This window comes from Pseudomonas sp. AC083 (assembly GCF_979253165.1).
This window is the reverse complement of record NZ_CEEDDH010000002.1, coordinates 14417-37820: the sequence shown is the minus strand read 5'-3', so window position 1 is coordinate 37820 and position 23404 is coordinate 14417. Positions and strand designations below refer to the sequence as shown.

Annotated in this window: 17 protein-coding genes; 5 read left to right on the top strand and 12 right to left on the bottom strand. The window is 59.7% G+C overall.

Annotated elements, in window-relative coordinates; translation table 11 throughout:
• Positions 1–6: 6 nt before the first annotated feature.
• Positions 7–2697, top strand: coding sequence for an SNF2-related protein (locus AC0IXA_RS03165; protein WP_471811663.1), 2691 nt, complete (start codon positions 7–9; stop codon positions 2695–2697).
• A gap of 122 nt (positions 2698–2819) precedes the next feature.
• Here AC0IXA_RS03165 and AC0IXA_RS03160 read toward each other — a convergent pair whose 3' ends face one another.
• The 4 genes from AC0IXA_RS03160 to AC0IXA_RS03145 all read right to left on the bottom strand — a co-directional run bounded on the left by AC0IXA_RS03160 (position 2820) and on the right by AC0IXA_RS03145 (position 8749).
• The gene (locus tag AC0IXA_RS03160; RefSeq protein WP_471811661.1) at positions 2820–6113 is read right to left on the bottom strand and encodes a DEAD/DEAH box helicase; all 3294 of its coding nucleotides are present in this window, start codon (positions 6111–6113) and stop codon (positions 2820–2822) included.
• 9 nt (positions 6114–6122) lie between these two features.
• A complete protein-coding gene (locus AC0IXA_RS03155; RefSeq protein WP_071173058.1) occupies positions 6123–6860 on the bottom strand; it encodes an S-methyl-5'-thioinosine phosphorylase in 738 nt (245 codons plus the stop codon).
• Positions 6861–6872: 12 nt separating this feature from the next.
• Complete coding sequence (gene nagZ, locus AC0IXA_RS03150) at positions 6873–7883, bottom strand: beta-N-acetylhexosaminidase (protein ID WP_471811659.1); 1011 nt, start codon at positions 7881–7883, stop codon at positions 6873–6875.
• 158 nt (positions 7884–8041) lie between these two features.
• Positions 8042–8749 carry a TetR/AcrR family transcriptional regulator gene (locus AC0IXA_RS03145; RefSeq protein ID WP_016775489.1) on the bottom strand — a complete coding sequence of 236 codons (708 nt, stop codon included), beginning with the start codon at positions 8747–8749 and terminating at the stop codon, positions 8042–8044.
• A 229-nt stretch (positions 8750–8978) separates the two neighbouring features.
• Between AC0IXA_RS03145 and lexA the strand changes: the two genes are divergently transcribed.
• Together lexA and sulA are read left to right on the top strand one after the other, a co-directional pair.
• Positions 8979–9587, top strand: a complete 609-nt coding sequence (gene lexA, locus AC0IXA_RS03140) for a transcriptional repressor LexA (RefSeq protein WP_016775490.1) — start codon at positions 8979–8981, stop codon at positions 9585–9587.
• Between the two features lie 10 nt (positions 9588–9597).
• Entirely contained in the window at positions 9598–10071 is a 474-nt protein-coding gene (gene sulA / locus AC0IXA_RS03135) for an SOS-induced cell division inhibitor SulA (protein ID WP_041477346.1), read from the top strand.
• 96 nt (positions 10072–10167) lie between these two features.
• Here the strand turns inward: sulA and AC0IXA_RS03130 are convergent, their stop codons facing one another.
• The 7 genes from AC0IXA_RS03130 to AC0IXA_RS03100 form a co-directional block, all read right to left on the bottom strand.
• A complete protein-coding gene (locus AC0IXA_RS03130) occupies positions 10168–10401 on the bottom strand; it encodes a hypothetical protein (protein ID WP_003226592.1) in 234 nt (77 codons plus the stop codon).
• Between the two features lie 106 nt (positions 10402–10507).
• Positions 10508–11032 (bottom strand): DUF6586 family protein, encoded by a 525-nt coding sequence (locus AC0IXA_RS03125; RefSeq protein ID WP_471811656.1) that lies wholly within the window; start codon positions 11030–11032, stop codon positions 10508–10510.
• 144 nt (positions 11033–11176) lie between these two features.
• On the bottom strand, positions 11177–13810 hold the full coding sequence (gene topA, locus AC0IXA_RS03120) for a type I DNA topoisomerase (protein WP_016775493.1): 2634 nt from the start codon (positions 13808–13810) through the stop codon (positions 11177–11179).
• A 114-nt stretch (positions 13811–13924) separates the two neighbouring features.
• A complete protein-coding gene (locus AC0IXA_RS03115) occupies positions 13925–14161 on the bottom strand; it encodes a DUF1653 domain-containing protein (protein ID WP_024013639.1) in 237 nt (78 codons plus the stop codon).
• Between the two features lie 93 nt (positions 14162–14254).
• A complete protein-coding gene (gene fadA / locus AC0IXA_RS03110) occupies positions 14255–15430 on the bottom strand; it encodes an acetyl-CoA C-acyltransferase FadA (RefSeq protein ID WP_016775495.1) in 1176 nt (391 codons plus the stop codon).
• A gap of 29 nt (positions 15431–15459) precedes the next feature.
• The gene (gene fadB, locus AC0IXA_RS03105; RefSeq protein WP_024013640.1) at positions 15460–17607 is read right to left on the bottom strand and encodes a fatty acid oxidation complex subunit alpha FadB; all 2148 of its coding nucleotides are present in this window, start codon (positions 17605–17607) and stop codon (positions 15460–15462) included.
• 526 nt (positions 17608–18133) lie between these two features.
• The gene (locus AC0IXA_RS03100) at positions 18134–18571 is read right to left on the bottom strand and encodes a hypothetical protein (protein WP_341637058.1); all 438 of its coding nucleotides are present in this window, start codon (positions 18569–18571) and stop codon (positions 18134–18136) included.
• 103 nt (positions 18572–18674) lie between these two features.
• Between AC0IXA_RS03100 and AC0IXA_RS03095 the strand changes: the two genes are divergently transcribed.
• Positions 18675–19112, top strand: a complete 438-nt coding sequence (locus tag AC0IXA_RS03095) for a universal stress protein (protein ID WP_016775498.1) — start codon at positions 18675–18677, stop codon at positions 19110–19112.
• Between the two features lie 192 nt (positions 19113–19304).
• Here the strand turns inward: AC0IXA_RS03095 and AC0IXA_RS03090 are convergent, their stop codons facing one another.
• A complete protein-coding gene (locus AC0IXA_RS03090) occupies positions 19305–21227 on the bottom strand; it encodes an ATP-binding cassette domain-containing protein (RefSeq protein ID WP_341637057.1) in 1923 nt (640 codons plus the stop codon).
• Between the two features lie 214 nt (positions 21228–21441).
• Here AC0IXA_RS03090 and AC0IXA_RS03085 point away from each other — a divergent pair, with 214 nt between their 5' ends.
• The gene (locus AC0IXA_RS03085) at positions 21442–23370 is read left to right on the top strand and encodes a transglycosylase SLT domain-containing protein (RefSeq protein WP_071173063.1); all 1929 of its coding nucleotides are present in this window, start codon (positions 21442–21444) and stop codon (positions 23368–23370) included.
• Positions 23371–23404 lie beyond the last annotated feature (34 nt).

Genomic DNA, 23404 nt, shown 5'->3' with positions numbered 1-23404 from the left:
GTCCTTATGCCGCCGCCCCTGAGCAAACCGCTGGCCCCGTCGTGGGTCAGCCGATTCAAAGAACAGAGTCTGGAGCGCGGCCGCCGCTACGCTTTGGAGAATCGGGTGCGCATCGCTCAGGTCGGCGATGCGACCATCACCGCCAGTTGCGAAGGTTCTGGCGGCAGTGTCTACCGGCAGACCATCCATCTGCGCGAGTCAGCCAAAGCGACGCTGTTGCTGGTCGACGCCACCTGCACCTGTCCGGTGCGCAGCAACTGCAAACACTGCGCGGCGGTGCTGCTGAAAATCCAGGAAACCCTCGACTACCCCGCCGCCGCGAAAGATGCCGAGCTGCTGGAGAAGCTCCAGGCCGTGCTGGAAAACCGTAGCCCGAAAGCGCCGCCGCAAGTGCTGGTGGACAACGTGCAACCGGTGCCACGCCTATGGCTGGCGAGCGTCGAGTTCAGCGCCTTCGAGCCGCGCAACGGCAAGATGCAGCGCTACATTCAGCACCGCGCGGCGCTGTCGTTCAGCTATCTGGACGAATACGTCAGCGGGCAAAAACACAGCGATATCCTGATCCGTCAGGAAGCGCAGACCCTGCGGATAAAACGTCACCCGGACGTCGAACAGTCCTACCGCGAACAGTTACGCATCCTCGGTTTCCGCATCGCCACCCGGCAAAGCAAAGCCCTGCCGGAGAGCGCCGGCGAACTCTACGAGATGGTCAACGACAGCGCCTGGCTGACCTTCACGTTGAATGACTTGCCGAAATTGCGCAGCCAAGGCTGGGAGTTGCAGATCGATGAGGAATTCGGCTTCGACCTGACCGCCGTCGACGACTGGTACGCCACCGTCGAACAGGCGCCGGAGCGCGACTGGTTTGATCTGGAGCTGGGCATCATCGTCAACGGCGAGCGCCTGAGCCTGCTGCCGATTCTGCTGAATCTGATGCGCTCGCACACCGAGATCCTCAACCCGGAACGCCTCGCCCGGCGTCGCGATGACGAGCTGATTCTGGTCAACATTCCGCAACGCAGCAGCGAGCATGGGCCGTTGCAAGTGGCGCTGCCGCTTGGTCGCTTGAAGCCGGTATTGATGACGCTGGGCGAGTTCTATTTGCAGGAGCCGGGCGAAACCACCTTGCGTCTGAGCAAGGCTGACGCCACCCGGCTCAATTCGCTGGAAGGCCTGCCGCTGTTGTGGGAAGGCGGCGAGCAGATCCGCACCTTCGCCCAGCGCCTGCGCGACATCCATGATTTCACTGCCGAAGCGCCGCAAGGTCTGAATGCAACGCTGCGCCCGTATCAGCTTGAAGGCTTGAGCTGGATGCAATCGCTGCGGCAACTGGAAGTCGGCGGGATTCTTGCGGATGACATGGGCCTGGGCAAAACCCTACAGACCCTGGCGCATATTCTCAGCGAGAAGAACGCCGGACGCCTCGATCGTCCGTGCATGGTGGTGATGCCGACCAGCCTGATTCCGAACTGGCTCGATGAGGCGGCGCACTTCACTCCGCAGCTGAAAGTGCTCGCCCTGTATGGCGCCACGCGCAAGAAACACTTCGACAATCTGGCCGACTTCGACCTGATCCTCACCACTTACGCCCTGTTGCCCAAGGACCTTGAGCGCTTGGCCAAACAGCCGCTGCACGTTCTGGTGCTGGACGAAGCGCAATACATCAAGAACCCCAACAGCAAAGCCGCCCAGGCCGCCCGCGAGCTGAATGCACGCCAGCGCCTGTGCCTCAGCGGCACGCCGCTGGAAAACCACTTGGGCGAGCTGTGGTCGCTGTTCCACTTCCTGCTGCCGGGCTGGCTCGGCGACGTGAAAAGCTTCAATGCCGATTACCGTGTGCCGATCGAAAAGCGCGGCAGTGAAGTCAGACTGCAACACCTCAACGGTCGGATAAAACCGTTTCTGCTGCGCCGCACCAAAGAGCAGGTCGCCACGGAGCTGCCGCCGAAAACCGAGATCATCCATTGGGTCGAACTCAACGAAGCGCAGCGCGACGTGTACGAGACCATGCGCCTGGCGATGGACAAGAAGGTCCGTGACGAGATCACTCGCAAAGGCGTGGCACGCAGCCAGATCATCATTCTCGAAGCATTGCTCAAGCTGCGCCAGGTCTGCTGCGATCTGCGCCTGGTCAACGACGCCACCCTGCCCGCACGCGGCAGCACCTCGGGCAAACTCGACAGCCTGATGGAAATGCTTGAAGAATTGTTCGAGGAAGGCCGGCGGATTCTGCTGTTCTCGCAATTCACTTCGATGCTGACATTGATCGAAGAGGAATTGAAAAAACGCAAGATCGCTTACGCCCTTCTCACTGGCCAGACCCGTGACCGGCGCACACCGGTGAAGGAATTCCAGAGCGGCACGCGTCAGATCTTCCTGATCAGCCTGAAGGCTGGCGGTGTCGGTTTGAACCTCACCGAAGCCGATACGGTGATTCACTACGACCCGTGGTGGAACCCGGCAACCGAGAATCAGGCGACTGACCGCGCGTATCGTATTGGCCAGGAAAAACCGGTGTTCGTCTACAAGATGATTGCCCGGGGCACAGTGGAAGAGAAGATTCAGCACCTGCAGAAGGAAAAGTCTGACCTGGCAGCGGGCGTGCTCGATGGGCGCAAGGCCGGGGACTGGAAGTTGCAGAGCGATGATATTGAAGCGCTGTTTGCGCCGTTGCCGGACAAGATCGACAAGCGCTGAAAGCGGCGTTGCTGGTTAGATAGCTTTCGCGAGCAGGCTCGCTCCCACACGATCCAGATTCACTGAAGATCAAATTTGGGAGCGAGCCTGCTCGCGAATGGCCACACTGCAATTCAAACCCTTCAACCTCTGGAAACCGGCAACGGCGCAAACAGCGCCTCGATATCACTCTGTTCCAGTTTGAATCCGCCCGTCGTGCCACCCTCAAGCACCGCCCCGGCCAGCGCCGCTTTCTCCTGCTGCAACGCCTGGATCTTCTCTTCGACGGTGCCTTTGGCAATCAACTTGTAGACGAACACCGGATTGTTCTGGCCGATGCGATACGCCCGATCAGTCGCCTGATTCTCCACCGCCGGGTTCCACCAAGGATCGAAGTGAATCACCGTGTCCGCCGCCGTCAGGTTCAGACCAGTGCCCCCGGCCTTGAGGCTGATCAGGAACAACGGCACCTTGCCGCTCTGAAAATCCTTCACCGGCGTGCGCCGATCGGTGGTGTCGCCGGTCAGCAACGAGTAGGCAAGCCCGCGTTGCTGCAATTCCTGCTCAATCAGCGCCAGCATCGAGGTGAACTGCGAAAACAGCAGAATGCGCCTACCTTCGCCGAGCAGTTCTTCGAGCATCTCCATCAGGCTGATCAGCTTGCCGCTGCCCGAGCGCAACGCCTTCGCCGTCAGCGGCATATTGACCAGGCGCAGATCGCAGCAGACCTGGCGCAGCTTGAGCAGCGCATCGAGGATGATGATCTGACTGCGCGCCACACCGCTGCGGGCGATTTCGTCGCGGACCTTTTTGTCCATCGCCACACGCACCGTCTCATAGACGTCGCGCTGACCATCGCTGAGTTCGACCCAGTGGATGATCTCGGTTTTCAGCGGCAACTCGGTGGCGACCTGATCCTTCTTGCGCCGCAGCAAAAACGGCTTGATGCGCGCGGTCAGGTGCTGCATGCGCTGGACATTGCCGTGCTTCTCGATCGGCGTGCGGTAATCGCGGTTGAAGGATTTGCTGTCGCCGAGCCAGCCGGGCATGAGGAAATGGAACTGTGACCACAGCTCACCGAGGTGGTTTTCCAGCGGCGTACCGCTCAGACACAAGCGCTGACGGGCCTGCAAGTCACGGGCGGCCTGGGCGGCTTTGCTCAGCGGGTTCTTGATGTTCTGCGCTTCGTCGAGAATCAGCACGCTCCATGACTGCGGCTGCAAGATTTCCAGGTCCCTGGGCAGCAATGCATAAGTGGTCAGCACCAAGTCGTATTCGCCCAGATTGGCAAAGTCCTTTTGCCGCCCGGTGCCGTGCAGCGCCAGGACTTTCAACTGCGGCGTGAAGCGCTCGGCCTCGTCGAGCCAGTTGGGAATCAGGCTGGTGGGCATCACCGCCAGTGCCGGACAGTCCAGACGCCCGGCGTGTTTTTCCGTGAGCAGATGCGCCAGGGTCTGTAGGGTTTTACCCAGGCCCATGTCATCGCCCAGAATGCCGCCGACCTCCAGCTCGCGCAGGGTCTGCATCCAGTTCAAGCCTTCGAGCTGATACGGACGCAGCTGCGCGTTGAGGCCGGCCGGCGCAGCAACCTGGGCGTGGCTGGATTTCTGCAGACGCTTGGCAAAAGTGCGCAGACGTTCGCCGCCCTGCCAATCCAGCGGCACGCCATCGAGCATACTCAGACGCGCGGCGTCTGGAGCGGTCAAGCGCAGCGCATCACCCTGATGGCCGCCCAGGTACAACTCGCCCAGCGTCGCCATCAGCGGTTTGACCCGACTCAGCGGCAACGCGACTTTGGCGCCCGCCGGTTCGCCAAAACCGCTGGGCTTGAGCTCGATCAGGAGTTTTTCATCATCGCTGCGCTGCGCCAGATTGACCGGGTCGAGCAAGCGCGGCTGGGTTCGCAACAGGTGCAGAAGGATCGGCAGCAAGCTGTAACGTTCGCCGTTGACGACGATACCCAACTGCAGATCAAACCACTGATGCGTGGCCTCTTCTTCGACCTCGGCGTACCACTGTTCAACCGGTTGTACATCGAAATGGAAACCGGGACTGATCTCGATTTTCCAATCTGCGGCGCGCAGTGTGGCCAGCCCTTCGTGCATGAACCCGAGCCAGGTGGAATCATCCGGCAAGGTAAACATCTCGCCAGGACGATCCATTGCACTCTTGCGCGTGGCTTTCTTGAAGCCATGTTTTTGCAGGTTCTGGCGCAGCTTCTTTTCCAGCGCAGGCTGGCGTTGAATACGCTGGGTCTCTGTGCCGCTGAGGATCATCACCTCCGGGTTGCGATCCACCGCCGGATGACCGTTGTAGGTAAACAGCAGAGCGGCGCGGTGCTCCAGCACATATTCCCAGTGCGAACGTTCCCGACCGCTGACCAGGGTCAGTTGCGGCTGCGGCAGCACGTCATCGATGATCCGTTCGGTGAGCTTGTGCGGTGGCGCAATTTGGGTCGCCGCGCTCATGCGATGGCTGAACTGCATGGCCTGACGCGCCGGAATGTCTGGCGCCAGGGTCAAATGGCAGGCGAGCTTTTCTTCCAGCTCAGTGAACAGCGGGCCAACCTGGCGCTGCTCACGATCAAGGTAATAAAGCGGCTCCAGCGCCAGCACGGTTTCCTGCGCGGCTTCGGCACTGCTCCATTGCGCGCGGAATCCGCCGTCAGCCTGCTCAGCCCAAGAGAACTGACCCACGCGTTTCGCACCCGGTGTCAGCGCTCGCAGGTCTTCGAAGTCGAGGAACAGTCGCGAGGTGCGCAGGAGCATTTCCAGCAGTTCGGCGCCACTGCTGCCTTCCAGCGGATAGCCGCTGTAATAGGCGTGATGGGAATGCATGGCGACCAACAGCCGGGCGATGCGCAGATCCAGCTCGGACAGGTAGCCGGGCTGGCGCATGAGCATTTCCGAGAGCGAGTACATCGGTTTGGCCTCGCGTAACTCGCCGCTCTTGAGCTGGTAGACCTTGAAAATATCCAGCAGCCACTTGCCGTTCGCAGACGTCGGTTTGAGCTTGTAAAACAGACGCGTACCTGCGGTTTGCGCACTTTCTTCAGCGGGCTTGGGCGGCACGGGAATTGTCGAAAGCCAATGCTCCAGCGCTCGTCCCAACGGGGTCTGCGCGTCACTTCCAGACGCATCCTCGCCAGTGCCCAGCAGGTGATAGAGCACCGCTGCGCTGTGCTTGCAGTCGATTGCAACAGGACAGCTGCACAGGCAACGCAGGTTTATCGATCCCAGCCGATCTTCGGACAGGTAAATGCTTTGCGCATACGTCTGGGGTTGAGAACCGACGCAGAACGCCTCTATCTTCTTGTCATCGATCTCGAGGATCTCGACCCGGTCATCGGCGGCATAAGCCCGGGCCTTGGCCAACGCCTTGCTACTGAATGCGTGGGTCCATGTCAGCCCTTTGAGCCGCTCGATGAAAATGCTCATGGACAGTCCTTAGCTGGCCAGCACCCGGGCCAACGTTGATTTCACCTTGCCCATACCGTCGTGCAGGGCCTGCTCGATTTCAGCCATGGTGATGACTTCGGTGGTCTTGCCGGCTGCAGGATTCACCACCAGCGCCAGACAGGCGTAATCCAGATCCAGCTCACGGGCCAACGCCGCTTCCGGCATGCCGGTCATGCCGACGATGTCGCAGCCGTCACGTTCCAGTCGCACGATCTCGGCGACCGTTTCCAGACGCGGACCCTGGGTGCAGGCGTACACGCCTTGATCGCTGAATTCGCAGCCTTCGGCGGCGACTGCTGCAATCAATTGCTGACGCAACGGCTCGCTGTAGGGAAAGCTGAAATCGATGTGGGTGACGTGTTCCAGATCATCGGCGAAATAGGTGTGTTCGCGCCCGCTGGTGTAGTCGACGATCTGGTGCGGCACACAGAAATGCCCGGTGCCCATGGCCGGATGAATACCGCCCACCGCGTTAACGGCGATGATCGCTTCGGCACCGGCCTGCTTCAGCGCCCAGAGGTTGGCGCGGTAGTTGACCTTGTGCGGCGGGAAACGATGCGGGTGACCGTGACGGGCGAGGAACAGCACTTCCTTGCCGGCGTATTCACCAATCTGCACCTCGGCCGAAGGCGCGCCGTACGGGGTGTCGACTGCCAGCGACTGGCGAATGCTCAGGCCTTCGAGCTGAGTCAGGCCAGTGCCACCGATGATTGCGTAAACGGTCATAACGAAAAATCCTTAATCGATCAGTTGAGCGTCTTTGAGCGCGCCGAGGGCGGTGAGCCAACGCGGGTCCTGACGATAATCGGTGCTGGCGAAGGCCTGCCCGCGCATCTTCGCGATGCGCGCGGAAGGCTTGACCTTCATGCGCTGGGCGGCACTCAACGCCAGCTCGGCTGCCGCGCGGTCGTTGCACACCAGACCCATGTCGCAACCGGCACTCAGCGCGGCTTCGATGCGGTTGGCAGCGTCGCCGACCACGTGGGCGCCGGCCATCGACAGATCATCGCTGAAGATCACGCCGTCGAACTGCAACTCGCCACGCAGGATCTCCTGCAGCCAGCGTCGGGAGAAACCGGCGGGCTGCGAGTCGACTTGCGGATAGATGACGTGGGCCGGCATGACGGCGGCCAGCTGCTTGCTCAAACGGGCGAAGGGCACCAGATCATTGGCGCGGATTTCGTCGAGATTGCGCTCGTCGTTCGGAATCGCCACGTGGGAGTCTGCTTCGGCCCAGCCGTGGCCCGGGAAATGTTTGCCGGTGGCAGCCATGCCGGCGCTGTTCATGCCGCGAATGAATGCACCGGCGAGCAAGGCTGCGCGCTCGGGATCGCCTTCGAAGGAACGGGTGCCCACCACGGCGCTGCGCTGATAGTCCAGATCCAGCACCGGGGCGAAACTCAGATCGAGCCCGACCGCCAGCACTTCGGTGGCCATGATCCAGCCGCATTGCTCGGCGAGATACTCTGCATTCGGGTTATCGGCGATGGCGCGCATCGCTGGCAGACGGACGAAACCCTGACGCAAGCGCTGCACACGCCCGCCCTCTTGATCCACCGCCAGCAGCAGATCCGGACGAATCGCGCGGATCGCGGCGCTCAGTTCGCGCACCTGGCGTGGATGCTCGATATTGCGGGCGAAAATGATCAGGCCGCCCACTTCGGGCTGACGCAACAATTGGCGATCTTCGGCCGTCAGCCAGGTACCGGCGACGTCCACCATCAACGAGCCTTGCAGGCCAGCAGTCATAGAGATTCCTTGAAAACGAAAAACCCGATCTGCTTGCATTCGCTACCGTGGGCAACGCCCGGACGGTTAGCAGAATTCATGCAGATCGGGTTCAGTACGAGAGTCGGCATGGCCGGCTAGCTTAGCGGATACCAGCTGCCGCGCCCACCCGTGCGCGGTCAAACCTTGGCGGCGACCGGCATGGATTTGCTGCGCGGACGCAATTGCGCGCTGGCCATGGCTGTATCGGTGACGCCGGTTTCGGCGCGCATGCCCGCAGCGAGGAACGGCACCATCAGGCGCATCACTTGTTCGATGGAAGTATTGACGCCGAAATCGGTCTCGGCAATCGCGCGCAAGGCCTTGATCCCGGACATGCTGAACGCAGCGGCGCCAAGCATGAAGTGCACGCGCCAGAACAGTTCGATCGGCGGAATGCGTGGCGCCGCTTCATTGACCAGCAGCATGTAGCGGCGAAACACCTTGCCGTACATGTCTTCCAGATAACGCCGCAAGTGGCCCTGGCTCTGGCTGAACGCGAGGCCGAGCAAACGCATGAAGATCGACAGATCGTTACCGCTGCGGGGCTGCACGACGAGCGCCTGCTCGACGAGAATTTCCAGCAACTCCTCGAGGGTCGGCTTGTTCTCAGGCTTGGCCTGACGGCGCTCCAGCTCTTTATCGAGGCTCACGCAGAACGGACCGAGAAAGCGCGAGAATACCGCCTGGATCAGCGCCTTTTTCGAGCCGAAGTGATAATTCACCGCAGCCAGATTGACGCCAGCCTTGCTGGTGATCAAACGCAATGAGGTTTCAGCGAATCCTTTCTCCGCGAACAACTGCTCGGCAGCATCAAGAATGCGTTCAACGGTTTCCGACTGGGCCATGGCTACTCCGCCTGACAAACACTTGTTTGAAACATACGTTTCAGCCTGTGCCTTGTCAAGCCTGCCGGTTCGTTTTGGGAATGGTCGGTCAGCTATTTAACCACACAAGGCGCCAGCATTAATAAGTGCCCTGCGCGACCGCTCGGCGGGCGGCAAAAAAACGCCCATTGCCAAGACCGCTTCACTGTATATAATCCCAGTCACTGTATAAAAAGACAGAGCGATCAATATGCTAAAGCTGACGCCACGCCAAGCCGAGATTCTGGCCTTTATCAAACGTTGCCTCGAAGACAACGGCTATCCGCCCACCCGTGCGGAAATCGCTCAGGAACTGGGTTTCAAATCGCCAAATGCGGCGGAAGAACATCTCAAGGCCCTGGCCCGAAAGGGCGCGATCGAGATGACCCCGGGCGCTTCCCGCGGCATCCGTATTCCCGGCTTCGAAGCGAAGGCCGACGACTCCACCCTGCCGATCATTGGCCGAGTGGCTGCCGGCGCGCCGATCCTCGCCCAGCAGCACATCGAAGAATCCTGCAACATCAATCCGACCTTTTTCCATCCTCGCGCCGACTACCTTTTGCGTGTGCACGGCATGAGCATGAAGGACATCGGCATCTTCGACGGCGACTTGCTGGCAGTTCACACTACTCGCGAAGCGCGTAACGGCCAGGTTGTGGTTGCCCGTATCGGCGACGAAGTGACGGTCAAACGCTTCAAGCGTGAAGGCAGCAAAGTCTGGCTGATCGCTGAAAACCCCGAGTTCGCCCCTATCGAAGTCGACCTGAAAGATCAGGAACTGGTGATCGAAGGCTTGAGTGTCGGCGTCATTCGCCGCTAAAGGAGGCTCCATGCAGTTCCCACACACACCTCAGCAAACACAACTGCCTTTGTTTGAAGCGTTTCTGGCGCAGCCGATAGCGCCGATCCTCAAAGACGTGGTCGAGCGTGACTGGAATGCCAAACCTGACGCCTTCAGTGAGCTATCACTGCGCGGTGCGGCCGGGAACTGCCTGAACCTGCTCGCCCCGATCCTGCGTGAGCTCAGCGAGGATCAGGATGCTCGCTGGCTGACGCTGATCGCCCCACCCGCCAGCCTGACGCAAACCTGGCTGCGCGATGCCGGCCTGAATCGCGAACGCATTCTACTGCTGCAACCGCGCGGCACTCAAAGTGCTCAGCAACTGGCGTGCGAAGCGTTGCGACTGGGTCGCAGCCACACCGTAGTGACATGGCTAAACCCGTTGAATGCCAATTCGCGGCAACAACTGATCAGCGCCGCGCGTACGGGCGAAGCGCAGAGCCTGAACATTCGTTTGGGTTGATTGATGATAATGCGCGCTGTGTGAAGCGCAGGGCTTCTCCAGGGACAGAGAAGCCGATCTGAAGCGCAAGCGACCGAGCAAAGGCCAAAGCGTGAATCAATGAAGAACCCGCGGCCCCTCTTCCTTATCAAACTCGCCTTCCACCATACGACCTGCCATCTGCACGCCGACGCTCAACATCGCTTTGGCGATTTCAACGTGCTGGCCCTGCAGGAACGCTTTGGCATCCTCGGAGAAATCCAGCGTCACCAGAGAACCTTCGTCCTCAGCCCTGCGCAGTTCGATTCGGCCGTCTGGTAACTCGACAATTTCTAGAAAGGACGTTGGCATATAGGTCTGTTCTCCACGAAAGGCAGCGATTATATAGACATCATTCGAGCTTCGCTCAGGATCTTGACCAGCAGCATGTTTCAGATTGCCACTGCGCCAAACTACCTCAGCACTCGTTCAAGCCTTCCCGGAAACGCAGGGCAAGGCCCTTGAGGTTCTGCCGCCAGCTCTCCAGCTCATCTCGACTGAGCTCTTGTAACGCCTCTTCTTCATCAAGATTAATCGCTTGGATCAGCGGCTGCGTCACGTCGCCTTTCGGCTTGCGTGGCGCCCTCGGTGGCTGAAACAGTGCTGCGTGCGCCGCCAGCAGTTTCGCCAGCCAGGTTTCCGGATTACCGGCCAGCTCGACCATTTCCGCCAGCTCCGGGATCGCTATCGATTCCAGCACTTCGCGCCTCAGCAACTCCTCTGCCCTCGGCGAATTGGCCTGCGGCAGACGATAAAAGCCAGCGATCTCATGACACAAGCCCAGCAGCGCGCCGTATAGGTGGAACAACGCCGACTCACGCCCGGCCTGGATCAGCGCCAGAGAATTCATCGCCCGCCCTTCTTCAGCACGAGCCAGAGCTTCGAGTGACAGCCCAGCGAAATAGATCTTCTGGTTGGTGCGGGTATAGAGTTCGTGGGCCATGACGGCAGCCTCCACAACGAAATAATTGCTTCACACGGGTCGGACAGTGTCGTGGATCAGCCGATGCCACCGCAAGCACAAAACAAAAAGGCCGCATGAAACCCTCAAGGTTTCATGCGGCCTTTTCGCTGTTCAGACTAGCGCTTACTCAGCCTTGGCCTTTGCGCTGCGCTTGTCTTCAACAGTCCACTTGCCACCGTCGTAATACGCCTTCCAGCCTGTCGGTTTGCCATCGACTTCGGTCTGTACGTATTGCTCCTTGGTCTTGCGGCTGTAGCGGATGACCGCTGGCAGACCGTCAGGATCCTTTTGCGGAGCCTCGCACAGGAAGTGGTACTTCGGATCAATCTCGTCCTTGTGCGGCAGAATCTCGATCACCAGCGGAGCGCGAGTCTCGCGGTTTTTCGGGAACTGACTGGCGGCCAGGAACAGACCGGAGGCACCGTCGCGCAGGATATAGGTGTCGTTGACCTTTTCGCATTTCAGCTCAGGCATCTTCACCGGATCCATCTTCGGCGGCGCCGCATCACCGCTCTTCAGCAGCTTGCGGGTGTTCTTGCACTCCGGGTTCGTACATCCGAAGAACTTGCCGAAACGGCCGGTCTTGAGCTGCATTTCACTGCCGCACTTATCGCATTCCAGACTCGGACCTTCATAGCCCTTGATGCGATAGCTGCCCTCTTCGATTTCGTAACCGGCGCAATCCGGGTTGTTACCGCAGATGTGCAGCTTGCGCTTTTCGTCCAGCAGATAGGCGTCCATCGCCGTGCTGCAGATCGGGCAGCGATGCTTGCCACGCAGTACCAGCGATTCCGATTCGCCCTCGTCGTCCGCTGCGATTTCATCGCCCGGCACCAGGTTGACGGTGGCCTTGCAGCGCTCTTTCGGCGGCAGGCTGTAGCCCGAGCAGCCGAGGAACACGCCAGTCGATGCGGTACGAATCTGCATCGGACGACCGCAGGTGGTGCACGGAATGTCAGTCATGACCGGCTGGTTGGCGCGCATGCCGCTGTCCGGGTTTTCCGCTACTTCGAGCTTCTTCTTGAAGTCGCCGTAGAACTCGTCCAGCACATTTTTCCAGTCGCGCTCGCCCTGCGCCACGTCATCGAGGTTCTCTTCCATGCCGGCGGTGAAGCCGTAGTCCATGAGATTGGAGAAGCTCTCGGACAGACGCTCGGTGACGATGTCGCCCATCTTTTCCGAGTAGAAACGACGGTTGTGCAGGGTCACATAACCGCGATCCTGAATGGTCGAAATGATCGCAGCGTAGGTCGAAGGACGACCGATGCCGCGCTTTTCCATTTCCTTGACCAGACTGGCCTCGGAGTAACGCGCCGGTGGCTTGGTGAAATGCTGCGACGGATCGAGCTTGATCAGCTTCATCACATCGCCCTGGGCCATGTCCGGCAGCACGTCATCATCGCCAGGCTTGGCAATCTGCGGCATCACGCGGGTGTAACCGTCGAACTTGAGGATACGGCCCTTGGCGCGCAGTTCGAAGTCGCCAGCGCCGACGCTGACGGTGGTCGACAGGTACTGCGCCGGCAGCATCTGGCAGGCGAGGAACTGGCGCCAGATCAGCTCGTACAGACGCTCGGCGTCACGCTCCATACCCGCCAGCTTGCTTGGCGTGGTGTTGGCGTCGGACGGACGAATCGCTTCGTGAGCCTCTTGCGCGCCTTCCTTGCTGCTGTAGACGTTCGGCGTTTCCGGCAGGTACTTCTTGCCGAATTCGTCCTCGATGTAAGTGCGCGCCATCGCCACGGCGTCGGCCGAGAGATTGGTCGAGTCGGTACGCATGTAAGTGATGTAGCCGGCTTCGTACAGACGCTGGGCCATCATCATGGTTTTCTTCACGCCGAAACCAAGGCGATTGCTTGCGGCCTGCTGCAAGGTCGACGTGATGAACGGCGCCGATGGCTTGCTGCTGGTCGGTTTGTCTTCGCGCTTGACGATGCTGTAGCTGGAGGACTTTAGCTTCTCCAGCGCAGCCATGGCCTGGGCTTCGTTCAGCGGCTTGAAGGCTTCGCCTTTTTCGCGAGCCACTTCGAAACGCACGGTCGAGCCTTTGGCAGTGCCGAGATCGGCATGCACTTCCCAGTATTCTTCGGGATTGAACGCACGGATTTCGCGCTCACGCTCGACCACCAGTTTTACCGCAACCGATTGCACGCGACCGGCGGACAGACCACGGGCGATCTTGGCCCACAGCAGCGGCGAGACCATGTAGCCGACGACGCGGTCGAGGAAGCGACGCGCCTGCTGGGCGTTGACACGATCAATGTCCAGCTCGCCCGGCTCGGAGAAGGCTTCCTGGATCGCCTTCTTGGTGATTTCGTTGAACACCACGCGCTTGTAACGGCTGTCGTCACCACCGATGGCTTCGCGCAGGTGCCAGGCAATGGCTTCCCCCTCGCGATCCAAGTCGGTTGCGAGATAGATGGTGTCAGCATCCTTGGCGAGCCGGCGCAGCTCTTCGATGACCTTTTCTTTGCCCGGAAGGATCTCGTACTGGGCTTTCCAGCCGTGCTCGGGATCAACGCCCATGCGCGAGACCAGCTGCTTGCGCGCTTTCTCTTTCGGCGAGAGCACCGGACCTTCGCCCGCAGCCGCCTTGCCGCGCTTGGCGGCTGGCTCTTTGCTGGCGCTAGCCGAACCGCTGGTGGGCAGGTCTCGGATATGGCCGATACTCGACTTCACCACGTATTGGTTACCCAGATACTTGTTGATGGTCTTGGCCTTAGCCGGGGATTCCACAATGACCAGCGATTTGCCCATGGATCAGAAAATTCCTGAATTCTAGAAGTGAAAGGCGGTTGGCGCCTGACGCGGCACCGCTATATATAGTTGATACAAGGTGAGGTCAAGCGCAGGGTTGTCTGCGCAGTCGCCTCAAACCTTGTCAAAAAGGCTCGGTTCGGCTTGCACCAAAGCAAAGCGCGGCACCTGCTCGCCGTCAACCTCGACCGACTCGACGAACATGCTCAACGGGCGCACCCAAAAGCCGTAATCGCCATACAGGGCTTGATAAAAGACCACTTCTTCTTCGGTTTCGGAATGCCGCGCAACACTGAATACACGGTATTGCGGACCTTTGTAATGTTGGTAGAGCCCAGGTTGTATCGGCATGCTTCGGCCCTCACTGAAATCTTTTCAAAAATAAATAAAAAACCCAAAAACAAAAACCGGGGCACTGGGCCCCGGCTTCCATCGACGAGACGCTTAAACGCGTTCGAAGACGGTGGAGATGCCTTGGCCGAGACCAATGCACATAGTGGCCACCCCGAAGGTGCCGCTATTCTGCTTCATCACGTTCAACAGGGTGCCGGAAATACGTGCACCGGAGCAACCGAACGGGTGACCCAGGGCGATCGCGCCGCCGTGCAGGTTAACCTTCTCGTTCATCTTGTCGAGCACTTTCAGATCTTTCAGCACTGGCAAGGCCTGTGCGGCGAAAGCTTCGTTGAGCTCGAAGAAGTCGATATCGTTGATGCCAAGGCCCGCACGCTTCAGGGCTTTTTGTGTCGCCGGCACTGGACCATAGCCCATGATTGCCGGGTCCACACCGGCCACTGCCATCGAACGGATTACCGCCATTGGTTGGATGCCCAGGTCCTGGGCACGCTGCGCCGACATCACGATCATGCACGAAGCACCATCGGTGATCTGCGACGAAGTACCGGCAGTCACGGTGCCGCCTTTCGGATTGAATGCCGGCTTGAGCGCCGCCAGACTTTCCAGGGTGGTTTCCGGACGAATGGTTTCGTCGTAGTCGTACAGTTTCAGGAAACCGTTCTCGTCGTAACCCTGCATCGGGATGATTTCGTCCTTGAACTTGCCTTCCACGGTTGCCTTGTGGGCCAACTGGTGGGAACGCACGCCAAAGGCATCCTGCTGCTCACGGGTGATGCCGTGCATCTTGCCGAGCATTTCAGCGGTCAGGCCCATCATGCCCGAGGCTTTCGCCGCGTACAGCGACATGTGCGGGTTCGGATCGACACCGTGCATCATGCTCACGTGGCCCATGTGCTCGACGCCGCCGACCACGAACACGTCACCGTTGCCGGTCATGATCGCTTGCGCAGCGGTGTGCAACGCGCTCATCGACGAACCGCACAGGCGGCTGACGGTCTGGCCAGCAGAAGTGTGCGGGATCTGGGTCATCAGCGACGCCATGCGCGCGATGTTCCAGCCCTGTTCCAGGGTCTGGTTGACGCAGCCCCAGATCACGTCCTCGACTTCCGCCGGGTCGACCTTGCTGTTGCGTTCCAGCAGTTTGCTGATCAGGTGCGCCGACATGTCTTCGGCGCGGGTGTTGCGGTGCATGCCGCCCTTGGAGCGGCCCATCGGAGTACGACCGAAGTCGACAATCACGACGTCTCTAGGATTCAAGCTCATAAGTTCACTCTCACTCTAATTGGGGGCGCTTAACCGAAGAAGCTCTGACCGTTCTTGGCCATTTCGCGCAGCTTCGCGGTCGGGTGGTACAGCGCGCCCAAATCAGCGTATTGGTCAGCCAGGGCAACGAACTCGGCAACACCGATCGAATCGATGTAGCGCAGCGCACCGCCACGGAATGGAGGGAAACCGATACCGTAAACCAGACCCATGTCGGCTTCGGCGGCGGTTTCAACGATGCCGTCTTCCAGGCAACGCACGGTTTCCAGGCACAGCGGGATCATCATCCAGTTGATGATGTCTTCGTCAGTGACTTCGCGCTGCTCGTAAACGATCGGCTTGAGCACTTCGAGTACCGACGGATCGGCGACTTTCTTCTGCTTGCCTTTCTTGTCGGCCTCGTAGGCGTAGAAGCCCTTGCCGTTCTTCTGGCCGAGGCGTTTGGCTTCGTACAGCACGTCGATGGCCGAACGACGGTCATCCTTCATGCGATCCGGGAAACCTTCAGCCATGACGTCGCGACCGTGGTGACCGGTGTCAATGCCGACCACGTCCATCAGGTACGCAGGACCCATCGGCCAGCCGAATTTTTCCATGACTTTGTCGATGCGGACGAAGTCGACACCGGCGCTGACCAGCTTGGCGAAACCGCCGAAATACGGGAACAGCACGCGGTTCACCAGGAAGCCCGGGCAGTCATTGACGACGATCGGGTTCTTGCCCATTTTCTTCGCGTAGGCAACGGTAGTGGCGATCGCCAGTTCGCTGGACTTCTCGCCACGGATCACTTCCACCAGCGGCATCATGTGCACCGGGTTGAAGAAGTGCATGCCGACAAAGTTTTCCGGACGCTTGAGGGCCTTGGCCAGCAGGCTGATGGAAATGGTCGAGGTGTTGGACGCGAGGATGGTGTCCTCTTTGACCTTGTCTTCGACTTCAGCCAGCACCGCTTGCTTGACCTTCGGATTCTCGACCACAGCTTCGACGACCAGATCGACGTGACCGAAGTCGCCGTACGACAGCGTCGGACGAATGCCGTTGAGCACTTCAGCCATCTTCGCAGCGGTCATGCGACCCTTGTCAACGCGGCCGACCAGCAGCTTGGCGGCTTCGGCCAGACCCTGCTCGATACCGTGCTCGTTGATGTCCTTCATCAGGATCGGCGTGCCTTTGGAGGCCGACTGATAGGCGATGCCGCCACCCATGATGCCAGCGCCGAGTACGGCAGCCTGCTTCACGTCCTTGGCGATTTCGTCGTAGGCCTTGGCCTTTTTCTTCAGTTCCTGATCGTTCAGAAACAGGCCGATCAGGCTCTGCGCAGCAGAGGTCTTGGCCAGTTTGACGAAGCCTGCAGCTTCCACTTCCAGTGCTTTGTCGCGACCGAAGTTCGCGGCTTTCTGGATGGTCTTGATCGCTTCAACCGGCGCCGGGTAGTTCGGGCCGGCCTGGCCAGCCACGAAACCTTTGGCGGTTTCGAAAGCCATCATTTGCTCAATGGCGTTCAACTTGAGTTTTTCAAGTTTCGGCTGACGCTTGGCCTTGTAATCGAACTCGCCGGAGATGGCGCGCTTGATCAGCTCAAGGGCAGCTTCCTGCAATTTTTCAGGGGCGACTACGGCGTCGACGGCGCTGACTTTCAGCGCGTCTTCCGGGCGGTTTTCCTTGCCGGCGGCAATCCACTCGATAGCGTTGTCGACACCGATCAGGCGTGGCAGACGCACGGTGCCGCCGAAGCCTGGGTAGATGCCCAGTTTGACTTCCGGCAGACCAATCTTGGCCTTGGTGGACATGACGCGATAGTCAGCCGCCAGGCACATTTCCAGACCGCCACCGAGGGCGATGCCGTTGATGGCCGCGACGGTTGGCACGTTGAGGTCTTCGAAATCGCTGAAGATCTTGTTGGCTTCGAGATTGCCAGCAACCAGCTCGGCATCCGGCAGCTTGAAGTTGTCGACAAATTCGGTGATGTCGGCGCCGACGATGAACACGTCCTTGCCGCTGCTGACGATCACGCCCTTGATCGAAGCATCTGCCTTGATGGTGTCTACGGCCTGACGCAGTTCGTTCAGGGTTAGACGGTTGAACTTGTTGACGGACTCACCCTTGAGGTCGAATTTCAATTCGACGATGCCACTTTCAAGAGCTTTAACCGTGATGGCTTTACCTTCGTAAATCATCAACTGATCTCCACGATATGGAAGCTGAACAGTACACGTCGGACGCAGGCTTATGGCTCAGAAGGACGCTTTGCTCGTCGATACTGACACCGTCCGCCTGGCACACCCGCCAACGCGATAGTCGGGATTCTGTAGGAGCAGTCTGTAAGACAAACGCTCAATTCATACGCCCGTTTGATTCGGGTACGTCACCTTCACGGAATTTCTGACAATTGTCAATCGCCCTAAATTCGGGCTGAAATGCGACTTTGCAGTCATTTCTGCACCATGATGAGCAGCAACACCCGTCTCGATGTTGAGCCATTCATAGAATCAATTGTTAGAAAAGTCGCCCTAATTTCTCCCGAGCCCTGTTCATAAGGCTACGCTGGGTGGACTGCGAGGAAATTTGCCGGGGCGATCAAAGCGCCTGCCGCAAAAAAAGATTACCGGCCTGCCTGGCCAACCCGCCCGACGAATCATGTCGGGCTTTTTATTGCGCGTCTGCCGGACGTTTCACACCGTTGCAGTGAGAAAAGTCCGCGCATCACGCCAGTGCTTTCAGGGTCGCGTCGATATCCTGCAGAACTGTCGCCTCGCCCTTCTCGCCCCAGTACAAGGCGATCATCTGCTTGTCCGCTTCGATCTTGAAAACATTGCCCGGCAATTTTTCGAAATAATCGAGCAGGGTCCGGTCATCGCAGACTTCTTGCCATTGATTGACCCACACGCCCGGGGTTTTCTGCCAATAGGTCCAGCACGCCGGTTGTCTGCCACGCCGCGGTCGGTGGTACTGGGCGCAGGGATTCGGCGGCTCCGGCAGCAGCCAGTGCGGCCACTCCTGCGGCGCCAGCTGCATCGCCAGGCCGATGCGTCGCGCCTCCATGCGCAAGGCCATGCGCCCGCTCTGCGTGCGCGATGGGCGCAACCATGCCAGTGGACTTAAAACTACCAGCAGGATTGACACCACCAGCCAGACCGTCATATCTGTACTCCCGATTTTTGATGAGCCCATTGTGTCACTTGCGAACCAATGCGCTTGAAACCAGCCATACTTACCAATATCGAACCCTCAGGAGGAGCACCTCATGCCCTACCACCACATACTGGTCGCCGTAGATCTGACCGAAGAGTGCGACCCTGTGATCCACCGCGCCCGCGAGCTGTCAGTGAGCAACGCTGCCAAGTTGTCGCTGGTGCATATCGTTGAACCTATGGCCATGGCCTTCGGTGGCGACGTGCCGATGGACCTGTCACAACTGCAACAACAGCAGTTTGATCAGGCCAAGGAGCGTCTTGAAAAACTCAAATCGAAATACCCCGAGCTCGAAGGCGCCAATTGCCATCTGACCTACGGCCAGCCACGCCAGGAAATCCATCATTTCGCCAAGGAACAAGCGTGCGATCTGATCGTGGTCGGCAGTCACGGCCGTCATGGCCTGGCACTGCTGCTCGGCTCGACCGCGAATGATGTGCTGCACGGTGCGCCATGCGATGTACTGGCGGTGCACCTGGTCAAACGCTGATCTGTCTTGCTCTTTGTGGGAGCGAGCCTGCTCGCGAATACGTCGGCACATTCAATATGAGTACTGCCTGACACACCGCTTTCGCGAGCAGGCTCGCTACCGCAGGTGATTTGTTTCAGCCTGTAGATCGCGTTACATATGAAAAGCCCGGCGCTCATCACTGAGCGCCGGGCTTTTTCACATCAGCAGCAATCAGGCATCCAGCTCGGCCCAACGCTCCACCAACGCATCCAGCTCGGCCTGCAATTGCTCCAGCGAAGCAATCACTTTGGCCGTTTCCGCCGGCGGACGCTGGTAGAAACCGGCTTCAGCCATTTCCGCCTCAACCGCGGCGATCTGCTGCTCCTTGGCGTCGATGTCGCCCGGCAAGGCTTCCAGTTCACGCTGCAGCTTGTAGCTCAGTTTCTTCTTGGCAACCGGAGCGGCAGCGGCAGGCGCAGCCACCGCAGCAGGCTCAGCGGTGACCACCGCCGAGTTCAGGTCAGCCTTGCCCGACTTGCTTTCAGTCACGCCCAACAGACGCGGCGAGCCGCCCTGACGGATCCAGTCCTGATAGCCACCGACGTATTCACGAACCTTGCCTTCGCCTTCGAAGACCAGGGTGCTGGTCACCACGTTGTCGAGGAATGCCCGGTCGTGGCTGACCATCAGCACGGTGCCGTTGAAAGTCAGCAGCACTTCTTCGAGCAGCTCGAGGGTTTCCACATCGAGGTCGTTGGTCGGTTCGTCGAGTACCAGCAGGTTCGCCGGTTTACTGAACAGCTTCGCCAGCAACAGACGCGCACGCTCGCCACCGGACAACGCCTTGACCGGCGTGCGTGCACGCTGCGGGCTGAACAGGAAGTCGCCGAGATAGCTCAGCACATGGCGGCTCTGCCCGTCGATGTCGATAAAGTCGCGACCTTCGGCGACGTTGTCGATCACGGTTTTTTCCAGATCCAACTGATGGCGCAACTGGTCGAAGTACGCCACGTCGATCCGCGTGCCCTCTTCCACCTTACCGCTGGTCGGTTGCAGACCGCTGAGCATCAGTTTCAACAGGGTGGTCTTGCCGGTACCGTTGGCGCCGAGCAGACCGATACGGTCGCCGCGCTGCAGGACCATGGAGAAATCCTTGATCAGGAACGGCCCGCCCGGATGCGCGAAGCTGACATTCTCGAGGACCATTACCTGCTTGCCGGACTTGTCGGCGGTTTCCAGCTGGATGTTGGCCTTGCCGGTACGCTCGCGACGCTCACTGCGCTCAACGCGCAGGGCTTTCAGCGCGCGCACGCGACCTTCGTTACGAGTGCGGCGGGCCTTGATGCCCTGACGGATCCACACCTCTTCCTGAGCCAGACGCTTGTCGAACAGCGCGTTGGCAGTTTCTTCAGCGGCCAGCGCAGCCTCTTTGTGCACGAGGAAACTGGCGTAGTCGCCGTTCCAGTCGATCAGGCCGCCGCGATCAAGTTCGAGGATGCGCGTGGCGAGGTTTTGCAGGAAGGAACGGTCGTGCGTGATGAACAGCACGGCGCCCTGGAAGTCTTTCAGCGCCTCTTCGAGCCAGGCAATCGCACCGATGTCCAGGTGGTTGGTCGGTTCGTCGAGCAGCAGCAGATCGGGCTCGGACACCAGCGCCTGAGCCAGCAGCACGCGACGACGCCAGCCGCCGGAGAGTTCGGCGAGAGTCTTGTCGGCCGGCAGTTGCAGGCGGCTGAGGGTGCTGTCGACCAGCGTCTGCAAGCGCCAGCCGTCACGGGCTTCAAGGTCGTGCTGAACGTGCATCAGCTTGTCCAGATCGGCGTCGGTGACGATGTTCTGGCTCAGGTGATGGTATTCGGCGAGCAGGGCGCCAACACCATCGAGGCCTTCAGCCACCACGTCGAATACCGTCCGGTCGTCGGCCACTGGCAATTCTTGCGGCAATTCGCCGATTTTCAGACCGGGGGCACGCCACACCGAGCCGTCATCGGGCTTCTGGTCGCCCTTGACCAGTTTCATCATGCTGGACTTGCCAGTGCCGTTGCGGCCGATGATGCACACCCGCTCACCACGGGCGATCTGCCAGGACACCTTGTCCAACAACGGCATAGCGCCGAACGCAAGGGACACATCGCTGAATTTGAGCAGGGTCATGAGCTTCTCCAAAAACCGGGCGCGCATTCTACCTGACTTGAGGCTTCAGCAGGCCGGCAATTTGTCTGTCGAAGCACTCTGCACAACATTTGTTGCGAACTTGTGCAGCGAGGCTCGCAAAGCTTTCGCCGCTTGCTGGCAAAAGGCTAAGCTATAGGCAATTCAGTGCGGATTCCGATCGGCACTTGTCATGATTTCTCTGCCCGGATGTCTCATGCGCAGTCGCCTTTTCAGCGTTTTGTCCTGCTTGTTTCTTACCGCCGCTGCCGCTCAATCCGTCCAGGCGGTGGACTTGTCCACCCAACGCCAGTATTACGATGAAGCCAAGCGCGCCTTGGCCAAGGGTGATACCGGCCCGTATTTCCGTTACAGCCAGGCGCTGGCCGATTATCCGCTGGAACCGTATCTGGCTTACGACGAACTGACCGCGCGTCTGAAGACGGCGAGCAACGCCGAGATCGAGAAATTCCTCGCCGAACACGGTGATTTGCCGCAGGCCAATTGGATGAAACTGCGCTGGTTGCGCTGGCTCGCCGACCGTGGCGACTGGGCGACCTTCGTCAAGTATTACGATCCGAAGCTGAATTTCACCGAACTGGACTGCCTCAACGCGCAGTACCAGATCAGCCACGACAAGAAAGCCGAAGGGTATGCCAGTGCGGAAAAACTCTGGCTGACCGGCAAATCGCAACCGGCTGCGTGTGACGCGTTGTTCGGAATCTGGGCCGCCGATGGCCAGCTCACCGAGCAGAAACGCTGGGAGCGCACCAAACTTGCCGCGCAGGCACGCAACTATCCGCTGGCCAACAGCCTGATCAACGGCCTGACCACCCTCGCTCCGCGCGGTCGCTTGCTGGTCGACGTGGCGCAGAAACCCGAACTGCTCAACCAGCCGTCGCGCTTCACCCCGGCCGACGAGCCGATGTCAGACGTCGTCAGCCTCGGCCTGCGCCGCCTCGCTCGGCAGGATCCGGACAAGGCCATGGCTTTGCTCGACGGTTACGCCAGCAGCATGCATTTCTCTCGTGATGAAAAAGTCGCGATTGCTCGCGAGATCGGCCTGACCCTTGCGCGCCGCTTCGACAGCCGCGCGCTGGACGTCATGACCAAATACGATCCGGAGCTGCGCGACAACACCGTCTCGGAATGGCGCCTGCGCCTGCTCTTGCGTCTGGCACGCTGGAATGATGCCTATGAGCTGACCAAACGTCTGCCGCAAGACCTGGCCACCACCAACCGTTGGCGCTACTGGCAGGCGCGCAGCCTGGAACTGGCCGAGCCACAAAACCCGCAAGCGCTGACCCTGTACAAGAATCTGGCGCGGGAACGAGACTTCTACGGCTTCCTCGCCGCAGACCGTTCACAATCGCCTTACTCGCTGAACAACAAGCCGCTGGTGCTCAGCCAGGCGTTGATCAACAAAGTCCGTAACACCCCCGGCGTACGTCGCGCGCTGGAGTTTCATGCACGTGGGCAGATCGTCGACGGGCGTCGCGAGTGGTATCACGTCAGCCGACATTTCAATCGCGATGAAATGGTCGCCCAGGCCAAACTGGCCTACGACCTGAAATGGTACTTCCCGGCGATTCGCACCATCAGTCAGGCGCAGTACTGGGATGATCTGGACATCCGCTTCCCGATGGCGCACCGCGATACCCTCGTGCGTGAAGCCAAGGTTCGCGGCCTGCATTCGAGCTGGGTGTTCGCCATCACCCGGCAGGAAAGCGCCTTCATGGACGACGCGCGCTCCGGCGTCGGCGCCAGCGGTCTGATGCAATTGATGCCCGGCACGGCCAAGGAAACCGCGCGCAAGTTCAGCATTCCATTGGCCTCACCGCAGCAAGTGCTCGATCCGGATAAGAACATCCAGCTCGGCGCCGCTTACCTCAGCCAGGTTCACAGCCAGTTCAACGGCAACCGCGTGCTCGCCTCCGCCGCTTACAACGCCGGCCCCGGCCGTGTGCGTCAGTGGCTGCGCGGCGCTGATCACCTGAGCTTTGACGTGTGGGTGGAAAGCATCCCTTTCGACGAAACCCGTCAATACGTGCAGAACGTGTTGTCTTACTCGGTGATCTATGGGCAAAAGCTCAACTCGCCGCAACCGCTGGTGGATTGGCATGAGCGGTATTTTGATGATCAATGAGCAGGCAGCGACCGCCGGAGAATGAAAAATGCCC

Excerpts from the sequence above, each read along its gene's own strand:
- AC0IXA_RS03165 (WP_471811663.1), top strand. The coding sequence starts at position 7 with ATGCCGCCGCCCCTGAGCAAACCGCTGGCCCCGTCGTGGGTCAGCCGA.
- AC0IXA_RS03160 (WP_471811661.1), bottom strand. The coding sequence starts at position 6,113 with ATGAGCATTTTCATCGAGCGGCTCAAAGGGCTGACATGGACCCACGCA.
- AC0IXA_RS03155 (WP_071173058.1), bottom strand. The coding sequence starts at position 6,860 with ATGACCGTTTACGCAATCATCGGTGGCACTGGCCTGACTCAGCTCGAA.
- nagZ (WP_471811659.1), bottom strand. The coding sequence starts at position 7,883 with ATGACTGCTGGCCTGCAAGGCTCGTTGATGGTGGACGTCGCCGGTACC.
- AC0IXA_RS03145 (WP_016775489.1), bottom strand. The coding sequence starts at position 8,749 with ATGGCCCAGTCGGAAACCGTTGAACGCATTCTTGATGCTGCCGAGCAG.
- lexA (WP_016775490.1), top strand. The coding sequence starts at position 8,979 with ATGCTAAAGCTGACGCCACGCCAAGCCGAGATTCTGGCCTTTATCAAA.
- sulA (WP_041477346.1), top strand. The coding sequence starts at position 9,598 with ATGCAGTTCCCACACACACCTCAGCAAACACAACTGCCTTTGTTTGAA.
- AC0IXA_RS03130 (WP_003226592.1), bottom strand. The coding sequence starts at position 10,401 with ATGCCAACGTCCTTTCTAGAAATTGTCGAGTTACCAGACGGCCGAATC.
- AC0IXA_RS03125 (WP_471811656.1), bottom strand. The coding sequence starts at position 11,032 with ATGGCCCACGAACTCTATACCCGCACCAACCAGAAGATCTATTTCGCT.
- topA (WP_016775493.1), bottom strand. The coding sequence starts at position 13,810 with ATGGGCAAATCGCTGGTCATTGTGGAATCCCCGGCTAAGGCCAAGACC.
- AC0IXA_RS03115 (WP_024013639.1), bottom strand. The coding sequence starts at position 14,161 with ATGCCGATACAACCTGGGCTCTACCAACATTACAAAGGTCCGCAATAC.
- fadA (WP_016775495.1), bottom strand. The coding sequence starts at position 15,430 with ATGAGCTTGAATCCTAGAGACGTCGTGATTGTCGACTTCGGTCGTACT.
- fadB (WP_024013640.1), bottom strand. The coding sequence starts at position 17,607 with ATGATTTACGAAGGTAAAGCCATCACGGTTAAAGCTCTTGAAAGTGGC.
- AC0IXA_RS03100 (WP_341637058.1), bottom strand. The coding sequence starts at position 18,571 with ATGACGGTCTGGCTGGTGGTGTCAATCCTGCTGGTAGTTTTAAGTCCA.
- AC0IXA_RS03095 (WP_016775498.1), top strand. The coding sequence starts at position 18,675 with ATGCCCTACCACCACATACTGGTCGCCGTAGATCTGACCGAAGAGTGC.
- AC0IXA_RS03090 (WP_341637057.1), bottom strand. The coding sequence starts at position 21,227 with ATGACCCTGCTCAAATTCAGCGATGTGTCCCTTGCGTTCGGCGCTATG.
- AC0IXA_RS03085 (WP_071173063.1), top strand. The coding sequence starts at position 21,442 with ATGCGCAGTCGCCTTTTCAGCGTTTTGTCCTGCTTGTTTCTTACCGCC.